17 protein-coding genes are annotated in these 17,002 nt (G+C 67.3%); all 17 read left to right on the forward strand.

All coding sequences use genetic code 11. The annotated features are described in order from the left end of the window. A partial coding sequence (rpoB, locus tag ABD292_RS39080; protein WP_344216642.1) for a DNA-directed RNA polymerase subunit beta occupies window positions 1-2,611 on the forward strand: 2,611 nt, incomplete at its 5' end. Window positions 2,612-2,628: 17 nt separating this feature from the next. After that, complete coding sequence (locus ABD292_RS39085; RefSeq protein WP_344216644.1) at window positions 2,629-6,504, forward strand: DNA-directed RNA polymerase subunit beta'; 3,876 nt, start codon at window positions 2,629-2,631, stop codon at window positions 6,502-6,504. Window positions 6,505-7,010: 506 nt separating this feature from the next. Next, window positions 7,011-7,385 (forward strand): 30S ribosomal protein S12, encoded by a 375-nt coding sequence (gene rpsL / locus ABD292_RS39090; protein ID WP_020542315.1) that lies wholly within the window; start codon window positions 7,011-7,013, stop codon window positions 7,383-7,385. Window positions 7,386-7,387: 2 nt separating this feature from the next. Beyond that, on the forward strand, window positions 7,388-7,858 hold the full coding sequence (rpsG, locus tag ABD292_RS39095) for a 30S ribosomal protein S7 (RefSeq protein WP_020542314.1): 471 nt from the start codon (window positions 7,388-7,390) through the stop codon (window positions 7,856-7,858). 90 nt (window positions 7,859-7,948) lie between these two features. Next, entirely contained in the window at window positions 7,949-9,997 is a 2,049-nt protein-coding gene (fusA, locus tag ABD292_RS39100; protein WP_371251248.1) for an elongation factor G, read from the forward strand. A gap of 110 nt (window positions 9,998-10,107) precedes the next feature. Continuing rightward, window positions 10,108-11,301 (forward strand): elongation factor Tu, encoded by a 1,194-nt coding sequence (tuf, locus tag ABD292_RS39105; protein ID WP_020542312.1) that lies wholly within the window; start codon window positions 10,108-10,110, stop codon window positions 11,299-11,301. 255 nt (window positions 11,302-11,556) lie between these two features. Then, window positions 11,557-11,865, forward strand: a complete 309-nt coding sequence (gene rpsJ / locus ABD292_RS39110) for a 30S ribosomal protein S10 (protein ID WP_012887830.1) — start codon at window positions 11,557-11,559, stop codon at window positions 11,863-11,865. A 14-nt stretch (window positions 11,866-11,879) separates the two neighbouring features. Further along, window positions 11,880-12,533 carry a 50S ribosomal protein L3 gene (rplC, locus tag ABD292_RS39115; protein ID WP_329585564.1) on the forward strand — a complete coding sequence of 218 codons (654 nt, stop codon included), beginning with the start codon at window positions 11,880-11,882 and terminating at the stop codon, window positions 12,531-12,533. Continuing rightward, a complete protein-coding gene (rplD, locus tag ABD292_RS39120; protein ID WP_344216652.1) occupies window positions 12,530-13,180 on the forward strand; it encodes a 50S ribosomal protein L4 in 651 nt (216 codons plus the stop codon). The genes rplC and rplD overlap by 4 nt, the downstream gene beginning before the upstream one ends. Continuing rightward, window positions 13,180-13,482 (forward strand): 50S ribosomal protein L23, encoded by a 303-nt coding sequence (gene rplW, locus ABD292_RS39125; RefSeq protein ID WP_329585558.1) that lies wholly within the window; start codon window positions 13,180-13,182, stop codon window positions 13,480-13,482. The genes rplD and rplW overlap by 1 nt, the downstream gene beginning before the upstream one ends. A gap of 102 nt (window positions 13,483-13,584) precedes the next feature. Further along, entirely contained in the window at window positions 13,585-14,421 is an 837-nt protein-coding gene (rplB, locus tag ABD292_RS39130; protein WP_020542308.1) for a 50S ribosomal protein L2, read from the forward strand. Window positions 14,422-14,432: 11 nt separating this feature from the next. Further along, window positions 14,433-14,711, forward strand: a complete 279-nt coding sequence (rpsS, locus tag ABD292_RS39135) for a 30S ribosomal protein S19 (RefSeq protein WP_030451498.1) — start codon at window positions 14,433-14,435, stop codon at window positions 14,709-14,711. A 31-nt stretch (window positions 14,712-14,742) separates the two neighbouring features. After that, window positions 14,743-15,096: a 50S ribosomal protein L22 gene (rplV, locus tag ABD292_RS39140; protein WP_020542306.1), complete on the forward strand. Its 354-nt coding sequence runs from the start codon at window positions 14,743-14,745 to the stop codon at window positions 15,094-15,096. Then, complete coding sequence (rpsC, locus tag ABD292_RS39145) at window positions 15,096-15,923, forward strand: 30S ribosomal protein S3 (protein ID WP_344216656.1); 828 nt, start codon at window positions 15,096-15,098, stop codon at window positions 15,921-15,923. The genes rplV and rpsC overlap by 1 nt, the downstream gene beginning before the upstream one ends. A 2-nt stretch (window positions 15,924-15,925) precedes the next feature. After that, a complete protein-coding gene (rplP, locus tag ABD292_RS39150; protein ID WP_080043233.1) occupies window positions 15,926-16,345 on the forward strand; it encodes a 50S ribosomal protein L16 in 420 nt (139 codons plus the stop codon). Beyond that, on the forward strand, window positions 16,345-16,581 hold the full coding sequence (rpmC, locus tag ABD292_RS39155; protein ID WP_344216658.1) for a 50S ribosomal protein L29: 237 nt from the start codon (window positions 16,345-16,347) through the stop codon (window positions 16,579-16,581). The genes rplP and rpmC overlap by 1 nt, the downstream gene beginning before the upstream one ends. Beyond that, entirely contained in the window at window positions 16,574-16,882 is a 309-nt protein-coding gene (gene rpsQ, locus ABD292_RS39160) for a 30S ribosomal protein S17 (RefSeq protein ID WP_344216660.1), read from the forward strand. The genes rpmC and rpsQ overlap by 8 nt, the downstream gene beginning before the upstream one ends. Window positions 16,883-17,002 lie beyond the last annotated feature (120 nt).

Genomic DNA, 17,002 nt, shown 5'->3' on the forward strand with positions numbered 1-17,002 from the left:
CAAGCGGTACGACCTGGCGAAGGTGGGCCGCTACAAGATCAACAAGAAGCTCGGGGTCGACGCGGAGATCACGCAGGGCACCCTGACCGAAGAGGACATCGTCGCCACGATCGAGTACATCGTCCGGCTGCACGCCGGCGAGGAGTCGATGCCGGGGGCCAACGGTGAGGTGATCGTCGAGATCGACGACATCGACCACTTCGGCAACCGCCGCCTGCGCAGCGTCGGCGAGCTGATCCAGAACCAGGTCCGGCTCGGCCTGGCCCGCATGGAGCGGGTCGTGCGCGAGCGGATGACGACGCAGGACGTCGAGGCGATCACGCCGCAGACCCTGATCAACATCCGGCCGGTCGTGGCGTCGATCAAGGAGTTCTTCGGCACCTCCCAGCTGTCGCAGTTCATGGACCAGACCAACCCGCTCGCCGGCCTGACGCACAAGCGGCGTCTGTCCGCGCTGGGCCCCGGTGGTCTGTCCCGTGAGCGGGCCGGCTTCGAGGTCCGTGACGTGCACCCGTCCCACTACGGCCGGATGTGCCCGATCGAGACCCCTGAAGGCCCCAACATCGGCCTGATCGGCTCGCTGGCCTCCTACGGCCGCATCAACGCCTTCGGCTTCGTCGAGACGCCCTACCGCAAGGTCGTCGACGGCAAGGTGACCGAGCAGGTCGACTACCTGACCGCCGACGAGGAGGACCGCTACGTCAAGGCGCAGGCCAACACGGCGCTCAACCCCGACGGCTCGTTCGCCGAGGCCCGCGTCCTGGTCCGCACCAAGGGCGGTGAGACCGAGCTCGCCCGTGCCGAGGAGGTCGACTACATCGACGTGTCGCCGCGCCAGATGGTGTCGGTCGCGACGGCGATGATCCCGTTCCTCGAGCACGACGACGCCAACCGCGCGCTCATGGGCTCCAACATGCAGCGCCAGTCGGTGCCGCTGCTCAAGAGCGAGGCGCCGCTGGTCGGCACCGGCATGGAATACCGCGCCGCGACCGACGCCGGCGACGTCATCAGCGCCGAGAAGGCCGGCGTGGTCGAGGAGGTCTCCGCCGACTACGTCACCGTCATGAACGACGACGGCACGCGCACCACCTACCGTGTCGCCAAGTTCAAGCGTTCCAACCAGGGCACCAGCTTCAACCAGAAGCCCATCGTCGCCGAGGGCGACCGGGTGGAGGTCAACCAGGTCATCGCCGACGGCCCCTGCACCGACCAGGGCGAGATGGCGCTGGGCAAGAACCTCCTGGTGGCGTTCATGCCGTGGGAGGGCCACAACTACGAGGACGCGATCATCCTGTCCCAGCGCCTGGTGCAGGACGACGTGCTGTCGTCGATCCACATCGAGGAGCACGAGGTCGACGCCCGCGACACCAAGCTGGGCCCCGAGGAGATCACGCGGGACATCCCGAACGTCTCCGAGGAGGTGCTGGCCGACCTCGACGAGCGCGGCATCATCCGCATCGGCGCCGAGGTCGTCCCCGGCGACATCCTGGTCGGCAAGGTCACCCCGAAGGGCGAGACCGAGCTGACTCCGGAGGAGCGGCTGCTTCGCGCGATCTTCGGCGAGAAGGCCCGCGAGGTCCGTGACACCTCGCTGAAGGTGCCGCACGGCGAGTCCGGCAAGGTCATCGGCGTCCGGGTGTTCTCCCGCGAGGAGGGCGACGAGCTTCCTCCGGGCGTCAACGAGCTGGTCCGCGTCTACGTCGCGCAGAAGCGCAAGATCACCGACGGCGACAAGCTGGCCGGCCGGCACGGCAACAAGGGCGTCATCTCCAAGATCCTGCCGGTCGAGGACATGCCGTTCCTGGAGGACGGCACCCCGGTCGACATCATCCTCAACCCGCTGGGCGTGCCCGGCCGAATGAACGTCGGCCAGGTGCTGGAGACCCACCTCGGGTGGATCGCCGCCCGTGGCTGGGACATCTCGGGTGTCCAGGAGGCGTGGGCCGAGCGGCTGCGCGACAAGGGCTTCGGCCAGGTCGAGCCGCGCACCAACGTCGCCACCCCGGTCTTCGACGGCGCGCACGAGGAGGAGATCGTCGGTCTGCTCCAGAACACCGTGCCCAACCGCGACGGCCAGCGGATGGTCCAGCCCTCCGGCAAGGCCCAGCTGTTCGACGGCCGCTCCGGTGAGCCGTTCCCGTACCCGATCTCGGTCGGCTACATCTACATCCTCAAGCTGCTCCACCTGGTCGACGACAAGATTCACGCTCGGTCGACCGGCCCGTACTCCATGATCACCCAGCAGCCGCTCGGCGGTAAGGCCCAGTTCGGTGGCCAGCGCTTCGGTGAGATGGAGGTGTGGGCGCTGGAGGCGTACGGCGCCGCCTACGCCCTGCAGGAGCTCCTGACCATCAAGTCCGACGACGTCCTCGGCCGCGTGAAGGTCTACGAGGCCATCGTCAAGGGCGAGAACATCCCCGAGCCCGGCATCCCGGAGTCCTTCAAGGTCCTCATCAAGGAGATGCAGTCGCTGTGCCTCAACGTCGAGGTGCTCTCCAGCGACGGCATGTCCATCGAGATGCGCGACACCGACGAGGACGTCTTCCGCGCCGCGGAGGAGCTCGGCATCGATCTGTCCCGGCGTGAGCCGAGCAGCGTGGAAGAAGTCTGAGGGGGAGATCGCACATAATGCTGGACGTCAACTTCTTCGACGAGCTTCGGATCGGGCTGGCGACGGCCGACGACATCCGTCAGTGGTCGCACGGCGAGGTCAAGAAGCCGGAGACCATCAACTACCGCACCCTCAAGCCGGAGAAGGACGGGCTCTTCTGCGAGAAGATCTTCGGTCCGACCCGCGACTGGGAGTGCTACTGCGGCAAGTACAAGCGCGTCCGCTTCAAGGGCATCATCTGTGAGCGCTGCGGCGTCGAGGTGACCCGCGCCAAGGTGCGTCGTGAGCGGATGGGCCACATCGAGCTGGCCGCGCCGGTCACGCACATCTGGTACTTCAAGGGCGTCCCGTCGCGTCTCGGCTACCTGCTCGACCTGGCCCCGAAGGACCTGGAGAAGGTCATCTACTTCGCGGCCTACATGATCACGCATGTCGACACCGAGATGCGTGAGCGTGACCTGCCCTCGCTGGAGGCGAAGATCTCCGTCGAGCGGCAGCACATCGAGCAGCGCCGTGACGCCGACGTCGAGTCCCGGCAGAAGAAGCTCGAGACCGACCTGGCCGAGCTCGAGGCCGCCGGCGCCAAGGGCGACCAGCGCCGCAAGGTCCGTGAGGGCGCCGAGCGCGAGATGCGTCAGCTCCGTGACCGGGCCCAGCGCGAGCTGGACCGGCTGGAGGAGGTCTGGAGCCGCTTCAAGAACCTCAAGGTCCAGGACCTCGAGGGCGACGAGCTGCTCTACCGCGAGATGCGCGACCGCTTCGGCCGCTACTTCAAGGGCGGCATGGGCGCTCAGGCCATCCAGGACCGCCTGATCGGCTTCGACCTCGACGCCGAGGCCGAGAACCTCCGCGAGACGATCCGCAGCGGCAAGGGCCAGAAGAAGGCCCGCGCGCTCAAGCGGCTCAAGGTGGTGTCGGCGTTCCTCAACACCACCAACTCGCCGCGCGGCATGGTGCTCGACTGCATCCCGGTGATCCCGCCGGACCTGCGTCCGATGGTGCAGCTCGACGGTGGCCGCTTCGCGACCTCCGACCTCAACGACCTCTACCGCCGGGTCATCAACCGGAACAACCGCCTCAAGCGTCTGCTCGACCTCGGCGCGCCCGAGATCATCGTGAACAACGAGAAGCGGATGCTCCAGGAGGCCGTGGACGCGCTGTTCGACAACGGCCGGCGCGGCCGCCCGGTCACCGGCCCCGGCAACCGTCCGCTCAAGTCCCTCAGCGACATGCTGAAGGGCAAGCAGGGCCGGTTCCGCCAGAACCTGCTGGGCAAGCGAGTCGACTACTCCGGCCGTTCGGTCATCGTCGTCGGCCCGCAGCTCAAGCTGCACCAGTGCGGCCTGCCCAAGCAGATGGCGCTGGAGCTGTTCAAGCCGTTCGTGATGAAGCGGCTGGTCGATCTCAACCACGCCCAGAACATCAAGTCGGCCAAGCGGATGGTCGAGCGCGCCCGCCCGGTGGTGTGGGACGTGCTCGAAGAGGTCATCACCGAGCACCCCGTGCTGCTCAACCGCGCTCCGACGCTCCACCGCCTGGGCATCCAGGCGTTCGAGCCGCAGCTCGTCGAGGGCAAGGCCATCCAGATCCACCCGCTCGTCTGCACCGCGTTCAACGCGGACTTCGACGGCGACCAGATGGCCGTGCACCTGCCGCTGTCGGCCGAGGCCCAGGCCGAGGCGCGCATCCTGATGCTCTCGACCAACAACATCCTCAAGCCGGCCGACGGCAAGCCCGTCACCATGCCGACCCAGGACATGGTCATCGGCCTCTACTGGCTGACGACCATGAAGGAAGGCGCGAAGGGCGAGGGCCGGGTGTTCGGCTCGGTGGCCGAGGCGCAGATGGCCTTCGACCGCCGCGAGCTGGACATCCAGGCCAAGATCCAGATCCGGCTCAAGGACGTCCTGCCGCCGCGCGCCTGGGTGGCTCCCGAGGGTTGGGAGCAGGGCGACCCGGTCCGGCTGGAGACCACGTTCGGGCGGTGCCTGTTCAACCAGACGCTGCCGGTCAGCTACCCGTTCGTCGACTTCCAGGTCGGCAAGAAGCAGCTGTCCCAGATCGTGAACGAGCTGGCGGAGACCTACCCGAAGATCGAGGTCGCCGCTTCGCTCGACGCGCTCAAGGACGCCGGCTTCCGGTGGGCGACGCGCTCCGGCGTCACGATCTCGATCGAGGACGTCGTCGCGCCGCCGAACAAGACCGACATCATGGAGAACTACGAGCGCCGGGCCGACAAGGTCCAGCGCGAGTACGAGCGCGGTCTGATCACCGACGAGGAGCGCCGTCAGGAGCTCATCGAGATCTGGACGCACGCGACGGCCGACGTCGAGACCGACATGGTCAACGCCTTCCCGGCGACCAACCCGGTCTGGATGATGGTCAACTCCGGCGCCCGAGGCAACAAGATGCAGGTCCGCCAGATCGCCGGCATCCGCGGCCTGGTGTCCAACACCAAGGGTGAGACGATCCCGCGGCCGATCAAGGCCTCGTTCCGCGAGGGCCTGTCGGTGCTGGAGTACTTCATCTCCACCCACGGTCAGCGGAAGGGTCTCGCCGACACCGCGCTGCGCACCGCCGACTCGGGCTACCTGACCCGTCGTCTGGTGGACGTCGCGCAGGACGTCATCGTGCGTGAGATCGACTGCGGCACCGACCGCGCGGTCCCGCTGCACGTCGGCGACAGGGACGCCTCGGGCAACCTGGTCAAGGCGGAGAACGCCGAGTCCAACGTGCACGGGCGCATCCTGGCCGAGGACGTCGAGGTCGACGGCAAGGTCATCGTGCCGGCGGGCGTCGACATCAACGACACCCACGTCACGAAGCTGGTCGAGGCCGGCGTCGAGACCGTGCGCACCCGCAGCGCGCTGGTGTGCGAGGCGAAGATCGGTGTCTGCGCCACCTGCTACGGCCGCTCGCTGGCGACCGGCAAGCTCGTGGACGTCGGCGAGGCGGTCGGCATCATCGCCGCCCAGTCGATCGGTGAGCCCGGCACGCAGCTGACGATGCGGACCTTCCACACCGGTGGTGTGGCGGGCGCCGACATCACCCACGGTCTGCCCCGTGTCACGGAGCTGTTCGAGGCGCGCATCCCCAAGGGTGTCGCCCCGATCTCCGAGGCCGAGGGCCGGGCGAGGATCGACGAGACCGACAAGACCAGGAAGATCGTCATCACTCCGGACGACGGCTCGGAGGAGATCGCCTACCCGGTCTCGATGCGTTCGCGCCTGCTCGTGCAGGACGGCGACCGCGTCTCGGTCGGCACCCAGCTCGTGGCCGGTGCGGTCAACCCCAACGAGGTGCTGCGCATCCTCGGCCCGCGGGCCGTGCAGCTGCACCTGGTGGCGGAGGTCCAGCAGGTCTACCGCTCGCAGGGTGTGTCGATCCACGACAAGCACATCGAGATCATCGTCAGGCAGATGCTCAAGCGGGTCAACGTCCTGGAGTCCGGCGACACCGACCTGCTGCCCGGCGAGCTCGTCGAGCGGCCGAGGTTCGAGCAGATGAACCGCGAGACGGTGGCCGAGGGCGGCAGCCCGGCCGCGGGCCGTCCGGTGCTCATGGGCATCACCAAGGCCTCGCTGGCCACCGAGTCGTGGCTGTCGGCGGCCTCCTTCCAGGAGACCACCAGGGTCCTGACGGACGCGGCGATCCACGCCAAGTCCGACTCGCTCCTGGGCCTGAAGGAGAACGTCATCATCGGTAAGCTCATCCCGGCCGGCACGGGCATGCCCCAATACCGCAACATCCGGGTGGAGCCGACCGAGGAGGCCAAGGCTGCCATGTACACCGTCGGCGGTTACGACGGCTCGGCGGCCGACTACACCTTCGGCACCGGCAGCGGCGAGGCCGTGCCGCTGGAGGAGTACGACTTCGGCCAGTACAACCGGTAAATCCGCGACGTACGGCGCGCCCGGGCCCCTCTGCCGAGGGGCCCGGGCGCGTCGCTTCTCCGGGGCGCTCAGGCCCGCGGGGGCGTCGTTTCCGGTCGCGGTACGGTGACGGTTCGCCGTACCGCGAACGAGAGCTCGTCAGGGCCTATATCATTACCCGGGAGCTGTGGGACGGGCCGCATGCGAGACGCCTGATGAAGCAGGGCCCCGACGACCCGGAGCAGCATGGCTTGCTGGTCATGCTGCGCCGTTTTGACGTGTCGCTCGGGCCTGGGTAGTCTTGAGCATCGTGCCCGTTCTCATGCGGGCTCTCGACCGTGCGCTCATGACAAGCGCAGGACGGTCTTCCGGCTCGTAAACCTCGCGGGAAGTCTGCGTGAACAACGCGACACGCCCGAGCGCGGGGGCACCGGGACGGAGAAAATCAGCAGGTCATGACACCGGCAGTGCCTGCGAAAAGCACCACCAATGACGTGACACCGGCCAAGGCACGAAACGGAGTGGCAGTGCCCACTATTCAGCAGTTGGTCCGCAAGGGCCGGCAGGACAAGGTCTCCAAGACCAAGACTCCTGCCCTCAAGGGGAGTCCGCAGCGGCGCGGCGTCTGCCAGCGCGTTTACACCACGACTCCGAAGAAGCCCAACTCGGCACTGCGCAAGGTGGCCCGCGTTCGGCTCACGAACGGCATCGAGGTCACGGCTTACATCCCCGGTGTGGGTCACAACCTTCAGGAGCACTCCATCGTGCTCGTGCGTGGCGGTCGTGTGAAGGACCTGCCTGGTGTTCGCTACAAGATCATCCGCGGTTCGCTGGACACCCAGGGTGTCCGCAACCGCAAGCAGGCCCGCAGCCGCTACGGCGCGAAGAAGGAGAAGAGCTAACAATGCCTCGTAAGGGTTCTCCTGGCCGTCGGCAGCTCATGGCCGACCCGGTCTACAGCTCGCCCCTGGTTACCGCTCTGATCAACAAGGTCCTCCTCGACGGCAAGCGTTCCATCGCCCAGTCGATCGTGTACGGCGCCCTCGAGGGCTGCAGGGAGAAGACCGGCAACGACCCGGTCGTCACCCTGAAGCGCGCGCTCGACAACGTCAAGCCCACCCTCGAGGTCCGCAGCCGCCGCGTCGGTGGCGCGACCTACCAGGTGCCGGTCGAGGTGCGCGCCGCGCGCAGCACCACCCTGGCCCTGCGCTGGCTGGTGCAGTACTCCCGCGCCCGCCGCGAGAAGACCATGACCGAGCGCCTCATGAACGAGCTCCTCGACGCCAGCAACGGCCTCGGGGCGAGCGTCAAGAAGCGCGAGGACACCCACAAGATGGCCGAGTCCAACAAGGCCTTCGCCCACTACCGCTGGTAACCCGGCGGGTCCGACGAGACGACGAGGACGCGAGTTACAGTGGCCGCTACGACCGCTCTTGACCTGGCCAAGGTCCGCAACATCGGGATCATGGCCCATATCGACGCGGGCAAGACCACCACGACCGAGCGCATCCTGTTCTACACCGGCATCAACTACAAGCTCGGTGAAGTCCACGAGGGCGCAGCCACCATGGACTGGATGGAGCAGGAGCAGGAGCGCGGCATCACCATCACGTCTGCCGCGACGACCTGCGAGTGGATCGGTCACACGATCAACATCATCGACACCCCGGGTCACGTCGACTTCACCATCGAGGTGGAGCGTTCGCTCCGCGTCCTCGACGGCGCGGTCGCCGTGTTCGACGGCGTCGCCGGTGTTGAGCCCCAGTCAGAGACGGTGTGGCGCCAGGCGGACCGCTACAACGTCCCGCGCATCTGTTTCGTGAACAAGATGGACCGGGTCGGCGCGGAGTTCCACCGCTGCGTCGACATGATGGTCAGCCGTCTGGGCGCCACGCCGGCCGTCATCCAGCTCCCGCTGGGCGTCGAGGCCGACTTCAAGGGCGTCATCGACCTGATCAAGATGAAGGCCCTGCTCTGGAGCGCCGAGGCGGCCAAGGGCGAGATGTACGACACCGTCGACATCCCGGCCGACCACGCCGACGCGGCCCGTGAGTGGCGCGACCGCCTCATCGAGACGGTCGCCGAGAACGACGACGAGCTGATGGAGCTCTTCCTCGAGGGCACCGAGCCCTCCGAGGAGCAGCTGGTCGCGGCCCTGCGCCGCGCGACGCTGGCCAGCGCCATCAACCCGGTGCTGTGCGGCACCGCGTTCAAGAACAAGGGCGTGCAGCCCCTGCTCGACGCCATCGTCGCCTACCTTCCGGCGCCGACCGACATCCCGGCCTTCAAGGGCCACGCGGTCGGCAACGAGGACAAGGTCATCGAGCGGCACGCGGACCCGGCCGAGCCCTTCTCGGCCCTGGCCTTCAAGATCGCCAGCGACCCGCACCTGGGCAAGATCACCTACATCCGCATCTACTCGGGCACGCTCGAGTCCGGTTCACAGGTCATCAACTCTGTGAAGGGCAAGAAGGAGCGGATCGGCAAGATCTACCAGATGCACGCCAACAAGCGCGAGGAGCGCCCGTCGGCGATCGCTGGTCAGATCGTCGCGGTCATGGGTCTGAAGGACACCACGACCGGCGACACCCTGTCCGACCCGTCCAACCAGGTCGTGCTCGAGTCGATGACGTTCCCGGCCCCGGTCATCAACGTCGCGATCGAGCCCAAGACCAAGGGCGACCAGGAGAAGCTGTCCACCGCGATCCAGCGGCTGGCCGAGGAGGACCCGTCCTTCCAGGTCCGCCGTGACGAGGAGACCGGTCAGACGGTCATCTGGGGCATGGGCGAGCTTCACCTGGAGATCCTCGTCGACCGGATGCGTCGCGAGTTCAAGGTCGAGGCCAACGTCGGCCGCCCGCAGGTCGCCTACCGCGAGACCATCCGCCGCAAGGTGGAGAAGGTCGACTACACCCACAAGAAGCAGACCGGTGGTTCCGGTCAGTTCGCGCGGGTGATCATCGACCTCGAGCCGCTCGGCGAGGGCAACGACGGCTACGAGTTCGAGAACAAGGTCACGGGTGGCCGTGTCCCGAGGGAGTACATCCCGTCGGTCGACGCGGGCGCTCAGGAGGCCGCCGAGTTCGGCGTGCTGGCCGGCTACCCGATGGTGGGCGTGAAGGTGACGCTCCAGGACGGTGCCGCGCACGACGTCGACTCCTCGGAAATGGCCTTCAAGATCGCCGGCTCGATGGCCTTCAAGGAGGCCGCGCGCAAGGCGGACGCCGTTCTTCTCGAGCCGATGATGGCCGTCGAGGTCACCACGCCCGAGGACTACATGGGTGATGTCATCGGTGACCTCAACGGTCGCCGCGGGCAGATCCAGGCGATGGACGAGCGGGCCGGCGCCCGTGTCGTCCAGGCGCTCGTGCCGCTGTCTGAGATGTTCGGCTACGTGGGCGACCTGCGTAGCAAGACGCAGGGGCGCGCGAGCTACAGCATGCAGTTCGACTCCTACGCGGAGGTGCCTCCGGGCATCGCCAAGGAGATCGTCGCGAAGGCCCGGGGCGAGTAGTTCCGGTCCCTGGCGGGGTGGTGCGAGCCACCCCGCCGCCTAGGGGTCTGGGTTCTCCCGGGCCCGAGTGTGTAGACGAAAGTCAGTCAGATTCTCTAAGGAGAGAACCAGTGGGCAAGGCCAAGTTCGAGCGGACCAAGCCGCACATGAACATCGGCACCATTGGACACATCGACCACGGCAAGACCACGCTGACCGCGGCGATCACCAAGGTGCTTCACGACCGTTACCCCGAGCTCAACAAGGCGACCCCGTTCGACAAGATCGACAAGGCGCCGGAGGAGAAGGCTCGCGGCATCACGATCTCCATCGCGCACGTCGAGTACCAGACCGAGAAGCGCCACTACGCCCACGTGGACTGCCCCGGTCACGCCGACTACGTGAAGAACATGATCACCGGTGCCGCTCAGATGGACGGCGCCATCCTCGTGGTCGCCGCCACCGACGGCCCGATGCCGCAGACGAAGGAGCACGTCCTCCTGGCCCGCCAGGTCGGCGTCCCCTACATCGTCGTGGCCCTCAACAAGTCCGACATGGTGGACGACGAGGAGATCCTGGAGCTCGTCGAGCTCGAGGTCCGCGAGCTGCTGTCGGCGCAGGAGTTCCCCGGCGACGACCTGCCCGTGGTGCGTGTGTCCGCGCTCAAGGCCCTCGAGGGCGACGAGAAGTGGGCCGACAGCATCATCGAGCTCATGAACGCCGTGGACGAGAACGTCCCCGAGCCGCCGCGTGAGACGGAGAAGCCGTTCCTCATGCCGGTCGAGGACGTCTTCTCGATCACCGGTCGCGGCACGGTCGTCACCGGCCGTATCGAGCGCGGCATCGTCAAGGTCAACGAGCAGGTCGACATCATCGGCATCAAGCCGGAGAAGACGACGACCACCGTCACCAGCATCGAGATGTTCAACAAGATGCTCGACGAGGGTCACGCCGGTGACAACGCCGCCCTGCTGCTCCGCGGCATCAAGCGCGACGACGTCGAGCGCGGCCAGTGCATCATCAAGCCGGGCACGACCACCCCGCACACCGAGTTCGAGGGCCAGGTCTACATCCTGTCCAAGGACGAGGGCGGCCGGCACACGCCGTTCTTCAACAACTACCGCCCGCAGTTCTACTTCCGTACGACGGACGTGACCGGCGTGGTGAACCTCCCCGAGGGCACCGAGATGGTCATGCCGGGCGACAACACCGAGATGCGCGTTGAGCTGATCCAGCCCATCGCCATGGAGGAAGGCCTGAAGTTCGCGATCCGTGAGGGTGGCCGCACCGTCGGCGCCGGTCGGGTCACGAAGATCATCAAGTAGCCAGACCGTGGGGGCGGCGGTCGGGCCCCGAATCCCGGGCCCGACCGCCGTTCCACGTGGACCTCGCGCAAAAGGCGCCGTGATCCAGCAGTGAATTCGGCCCCAGTGACCGAAGTCACTGCCGGATCACGGAAGAAAAGGCAGATCGACTACGTCTGCCTCGTGGGGTCAAAGCAGGCATCGACCTGCACTGACATAGCGGCAACAGGCCGCACGATACTTTTTCAGACGACAGCGAAGGACACCGAGGCCACTATGGCGGGACAGAAGATCCGCATCCGGCTTAAGGCCTATGACCACGAGGTCATCGACAGCTCGGCCAAGAAGATCGTCGAGACGGTGACGCGGACTGGCGCGAAGGTCGCGGGCCCGGTGCCGCTGCCGACCGAGAAGAACGTGTACTGCGTCATCCGCTCGCCGCACAAGTACAAGGACAGCCGCGAGCACTTCGAGATGCGCACGCACAAGCGGCTGATTGACATCATCGACCCGACCCCCAAGACGGTCGACTCGCTCATGCGGCTCGACCTCCCCGCGGGTGTCGACATTTCGATCAAGCTCTGAGGGAACGCACTGACATGGCTAAGACGATCAAGGGCGTCCTGGGCAAGAAGCTCGGCATGACCCAGGTCTTCGACGCGGACAACCGGATCGTACCGGTGACCGTGGTCGAGGCCGGTCCGTGCGTGGTGACCCGGGTCCGCACCGCGGAGAAGGACGGCTACACCGCCGTCCAGCTCGGCTACGGGCAGGTCGACCCCCGGAAGGTCAACAAGCCGCTCGGCGACTACCTGCGCAAGCACGACATCACCCCGCGCCGTTACTTCGCGGAGATCCGCACCGACGACGCGAGCGACTACACCATCGGCCAGGAGCTGCTGGCCGACACCTTCGAGGCCGGCCAGTTCGTCGACGTGACGGGCAAGAGCAAGGGCAAGGGCTTCGCCGGTGTCATGAAGCGGCACGGCTTCGGTGGTCTGGGCGCGTCGCACGGTACGCAGCGCAAGCACCGCTCGCCGGGTTCCATCGGTGGCTGCGCCACCCCGGGCCGCGTTTTCAAGGGTCTGCGCATGGCTGGCCGGATGGGCAACGTCCGCACCACCGTGCAGAGCCTCAAGGTTCACGCCGTGGACGCCGAGAAGGGTCTCATCCTCATCAAGGGTGCGATTCCCGGCGCCAACGGCAGCCTGGTCCTCGTCCGTACCGCTGCCAAGAAGGGGGCTGCCAAGTGAGCACCACTATTGACGTCCTCGACGCCAGCGGCGCGAAGACCGGCACCGTCGACCTCCCCGAGGACATCTTCGGGGCCAAGGTCAACGTTCCGCTGATCCACCAGGTGGTCGTGGCCCAGCTCGCCGCTCGCCGGCAGGGCACCCACAAGGCCAAGACCCGTGGTGAGGTCTCCGGCGGCGGCAAGAAGCCGTACCGCCAGAAGGGCACCGGCCGCGCCCGTCAGGGCTCGACCCGCGCGCCGCAGTTCGCCGGCGGTGGCGTCGTCCACGGCCCCGTGCCGCGCGACTACTCCCAGCGCACGCCCAAGAAGATGAAGTCCGCCGCGCTGCGCGGCGCGCTGTCCGACCGCGCGAGCGGCGGCCGCGTGCACGTGGTCAGCTCGCTGGTCACGGGGGAGACCCCGAAGACCAAGTCGGCGCTGGAGGCCCTGCGCAAGATCACCCAGGCTCCGCGCGTCCTCGTCGTGGTCGACGAGGCCGACGAGCTGACCTGGCTGAGCCTGCGCAACGCCCCCGAGGTCCACCTGCTGGACTCCGGGCAGCTCAACACCTACGACGTGCTCGTGCACGACGACGTGGTCTTCACCCAGGAGGCCTACGACCAGGTCGTCGCTCGCCTGAGCAACAGCGGGAAGGAAGAGGCCTGATGGACAAGATCGCCGACCCGCGCGACGTCATCATCAAGCCGGTCGTCTCCGAGAAGAGCTACGGCCTGATCGACGAGAACAACAAGTACACGTTCCTGGTGAAGAAGACCGCGAACAAGACCCAGGTCAAGATCGCCGTCGAGCAGATCTTCGGGGTCAAGGTCACCAGCGTGAACACGATCAACCGGCAGGGCAAGCGCAAGCGCACCCGCACCGGCTACGGCAAGCGTCCCGACACCAAGCGCGCGATCGTGAGCCTGGTCGAGGGCGATCGGATCGACATCTTCGGTCAGATCGGCTAGCAGCCAGAAGATAGAGCGGGCCCCCGAGGTCCGCGGGGTGAGACCGCCGCACGCTCGTGCGGCGGGCTCATCCATGTAACCGACGAAGGATGAACGAAAAAGATGGGCATCCGTAAATACAAGCCGACGACTCCCGGTCGCCGCGGATCGAGTGTCTCGGACTTCTCCGAGATCACTCGCAGCGAGCCCGAGAAGTCGCTGCTTGCGCCCCTTCACAACAAGGGCGGCCGCAACGTGCACGGCCGGGTGACCGCACGCCACCAGGGCGGCGGCCACAAGCGCGCCTACCGGATCATCGACTTCCGTAGGCATGACAAGGACGGCATCCCGGCGAAGGTCGCTCACATCGAGTACGACCCCAACCGCACCGCCAACATCGCTCTGCTGCACTACGCCGACGGTGAGAAGCGCTACATCATCGCGCCGACGGGCCTCAAGCAGGGCGACCGCATCGAGAACGGCCCCGCGGCCGACATCAAGACGGGCAACTGCCTGCCGCTGCGCAACATCCCGACCGGTACCTTCATCCACGCGGTGGAGCTCCGTCCGGGCGGCGGCGCCAAGCTCGGTCGCTCCGCCGGCGCCCAGATCCAGCTGCTCGCCAAGGAAGGCCAGTACGCCACCCTGCGTATGCCGTCCGGTGAGATGCGCATGGTCGACGTGCGCTGCCGGGCGACGGTCGGCCAGGTCGGCAACGCCGAGCAGGCCAACATCAACTGGGGCAAGGCCGGCCGTATGCGGTGGAAGGGCAAGCGCCCCACCGTCCGCGGTGTCGCGATGAACCCCGTCGACCACCCGCACGGTGGTGGTGAGGGCAAGACCTCCGGTGGTCGCCACCCGGTGAACCCGAAGGGCAAGCCCGAGGGCCGCACCCGCCAGGCGAACAAGGCCAGCGACCGGCTGATCATCCGGCGTCGCAGCAAGAGGAAGAAGCGGTAGGAGCAGCCGAAATGCCACGTAGCCTTAAGAAGGGTCCCTTCGTGGACGACCACCTGCAGAAGAAGGTGGACGCCCAGAACGAGAAGGGCACCAAGAACGTCATCAAGACGTGGTCGCGGCGCTCCATGATCGTTCCCGACATGCTCGGGCACACGATCGCCGTGCACGACGGCCGTAAGCACGTCCCGGTGTTCGTCACCGAGTCGATGATCGGCCACAAGCTCGGAGAGTTCGCCCCGACGCGGACGTTCCGCAGCCACGTCAAGGAAGACCGGCGCAGCCGGCGATAGACGCCTTCAGAAGCATTCAGAGGAGTAAGCGATGGAAGCCAGGGCTCAGGCGCGGTTCGTCCGCGTCACGCCCCAGAAGGCCCGCCGTGTGGTGGACCTCATTCGCGGGCTGCCCGCTTCGGAGGCGCAGGCCGTGCTGCAGTTCGCTCCCCAGTCGGCGAGCGAGCCGATCTACAAGGTGCTCAGCAGCGCCATGGCGAACGCCGAGCACAACTTCGACCTCGACCCGCAGACGCTCGTCGTCAGCCGGGCCTGGGTCGACGAGGGCCCGACGCTGAAGCGGTTCCGCCCGCGTGCACAGGGTCGTGCCTATCGGATCAACAAGCGGACGAGCCACATCACCGTGATCGTGGAGTCCCGCGAGCCGAAGGGAAGGACCCGATAGTGGGCCAGAAGGTTAACCCGCACGGGTTCCGCCTCGGCATCACGACCGACTTCAAGAGCCGGTGGTACGCCGACAAGCTGTACAAGTCCTACGTCGCCGAGGACGTGTCGATCCGCCGCATGCTCCAGAAGGGCATGGAGCGGGCCGGCATCTCCAAGGTCGAGATCGAGCGCACCACGGACCGCGTGCAGGTGGACATCCACACCGCGCGTCCCGGCATCGTGATCGGCCGTCGCGGCGCCGAGGCCGACCGCATCCGCGGTGACCTGGAGAAGCTGACCAAGAAGCAGGTCCAGCTCAACATCCTCGAGGTCAAGAACCCGGAGATCGACGCGCAGCTCGTCGCGCAGGGCGTGGCCGAGCAGCTGTCCAGCCGTGTCTCGTTCCGCCGCGCCATGCGCAAGGCGATGCAGTCGGCCATGAAGTCCGGCGCCAAGGGCATCCGTGTCCAGTGCTCCGGTCGTCTGGGCGGCGCCGAGATGTCCCGGTCGGAGTTCTACCGCGAGGGCCGCGTGCCGCTGCACACCCTCCGCGCGGACATCGACTACGGCTTCTACGAGGCCCGCACTACCTTCGGCCGCATCGGCGTGAAGGTCTGGATCTACAAGGGCGAGGCTCCGACCAGCCGCGCCGAGCGCGAGGCGGCTGCCGCCGGCGCCCGGGCCGGCCAGCGCCGTGAGCGTGACGACCGTCGCGGTGGCGGCGACCGTCCGCGCCGTGGCGGCGACCGCGCACGTCGCGGCGGCCGCGCCCCCCGCACCGAGGCGGCCGCGCAGGCCGCCCCCGAGACCGGCCCGGCCGCGCAGCCGGGTGCTGAAGGGAGCTGACCATGCTGATCCCGCGCAGGGTCAAGCACCGCAAGCAGCACCGGCCCGACCGCAGCGGAGCCGCCAAGGGCGGCACCAGGGTCGTGTTCGGCGAGTTCGGCATTCAGGCCGTTGAGCACTCCTACGTGACCAACCGCCAGATCGAGTCGGCTCGTATCGCCATGACCCGTCACATCCGCCGTGGCGGCAAGGTGTGGATCAACATCTACCCCGACCGTCCGCTCACGAAGAAGCCGGCCGAGACCCGCATGGGTTCCGGTAAGGGTTCGCCTGAGTGGTGGATCGCCAACGTCAAGCCCGGACGCGTGATGTTCGAGCTGTCCGGCGTGGCGGAGCCGATCGCTCGCGAGGCGCTTCAGCGTGCGATCCACAAGCTCCCGATGAAGTGCAAGATCGTTAAGCGTGAAGTGGGTGAGGCGTGATGGCACAGGGCCTGACCGCCGGCGAGCTGCGGCTCGAGGACCAGGACACCCTGGTCCAGAAGCTGAAGGAGGCGAAGGAGGAGCTGTTCAACCTCCGCTTCCAGGCGGCGACCGGTCAGTTGGAGAGCCACGGGCGGCTGCGGGCCGTCCGCCGCGAGATCGCCCGTATCTACACCGTGATGCGCGAGCGGGAGCTCGGCATCGTCACGGTCGAGAAGGAGTCGAGCGATGGCTGACGAGACCACCACCAGCACCGAGGCCGGCGCGGCCGAGGCCGAGGGCACCCAGCGGAACTTCCGCAAGGTGCGCGAGGGCCTCGTCGTCAGCGACAAGATGGACAAGACCGTCGTCGTCGCCGTCGAGGACCGCGTCAAGCACCGCCTGTACGGCAAGGTCATCCGCCGGACGACCAAGTACAAGGCGCACGACGAGGCCAACGCCTGCGGCGTCGGCGACCGCGTGCTGCTGATGGAGACCCGCCCCCTCTCCGCCACCAAGCGGTGGAGGGTTGTGGAGATCCTCGAGAAGGCCAAGTAAGGCCCTCTCGCATATACCGCGCCCCGTGGGGGCTCTCCAGAGCCCCCATGACGGCGTCCAAGGACGCGGGGTCCTCCGGGGCCTCGCGTCGCCTGCGGTGCGGCCCCAGCGGGGCTGTGG

The sequence above is a fragment of the Nonomuraea bangladeshensis genome, assembly GCF_039529455.1.
GTDB lineage: Bacteria > Actinomycetota > Actinomycetes > Streptosporangiales > Streptosporangiaceae > Nonomuraea > Nonomuraea bangladeshensis.

Bases quoted from the DNA above. Each gene is read 5' to 3' on its own strand.
- ABD292_RS39085 (WP_344216644.1), top strand. From the start codon at position 2,629: ATGCTGGACGTCAACTTCTTCGACGAGCTTCGGATCGGGCTGGCGACG.
- rpsG (WP_020542314.1), top strand. From the start codon at position 7,388: ATGCCTCGTAAGGGTTCTCCTGGCCGTCGGCAGCTCATGGCCGACCCG.
- fusA (WP_371251248.1), top strand. From the start codon at position 7,949: ATGGCCCATATCGACGCGGGCAAGACCACCACGACCGAGCGCATCCTG.
- rpsJ (WP_012887830.1), top strand. From the start codon at position 11,557: ATGGCGGGACAGAAGATCCGCATCCGGCTTAAGGCCTATGACCACGAG.
- rplC (WP_329585564.1), top strand. From the start codon at position 11,880: ATGGCTAAGACGATCAAGGGCGTCCTGGGCAAGAAGCTCGGCATGACC.
- rplW (WP_329585558.1), top strand. From the start codon at position 13,180: ATGGACAAGATCGCCGACCCGCGCGACGTCATCATCAAGCCGGTCGTC.
- rplB (WP_020542308.1), top strand. From the start codon at position 13,585: ATGGGCATCCGTAAATACAAGCCGACGACTCCCGGTCGCCGCGGATCG.
- rpsS (WP_030451498.1), top strand. From the start codon at position 14,433: ATGCCACGTAGCCTTAAGAAGGGTCCCTTCGTGGACGACCACCTGCAG.
- rplV (WP_020542306.1), top strand. From the start codon at position 14,743: ATGGAAGCCAGGGCTCAGGCGCGGTTCGTCCGCGTCACGCCCCAGAAG.
- rplP (WP_080043233.1), top strand. From the start codon at position 15,926: ATGCTGATCCCGCGCAGGGTCAAGCACCGCAAGCAGCACCGGCCCGAC.
- rpmC (WP_344216658.1), top strand. From the start codon at position 16,345: ATGGCACAGGGCCTGACCGCCGGCGAGCTGCGGCTCGAGGACCAGGAC.
- rpsQ (WP_344216660.1), top strand. From the start codon at position 16,574: ATGGCTGACGAGACCACCACCAGCACCGAGGCCGGCGCGGCCGAGGCC.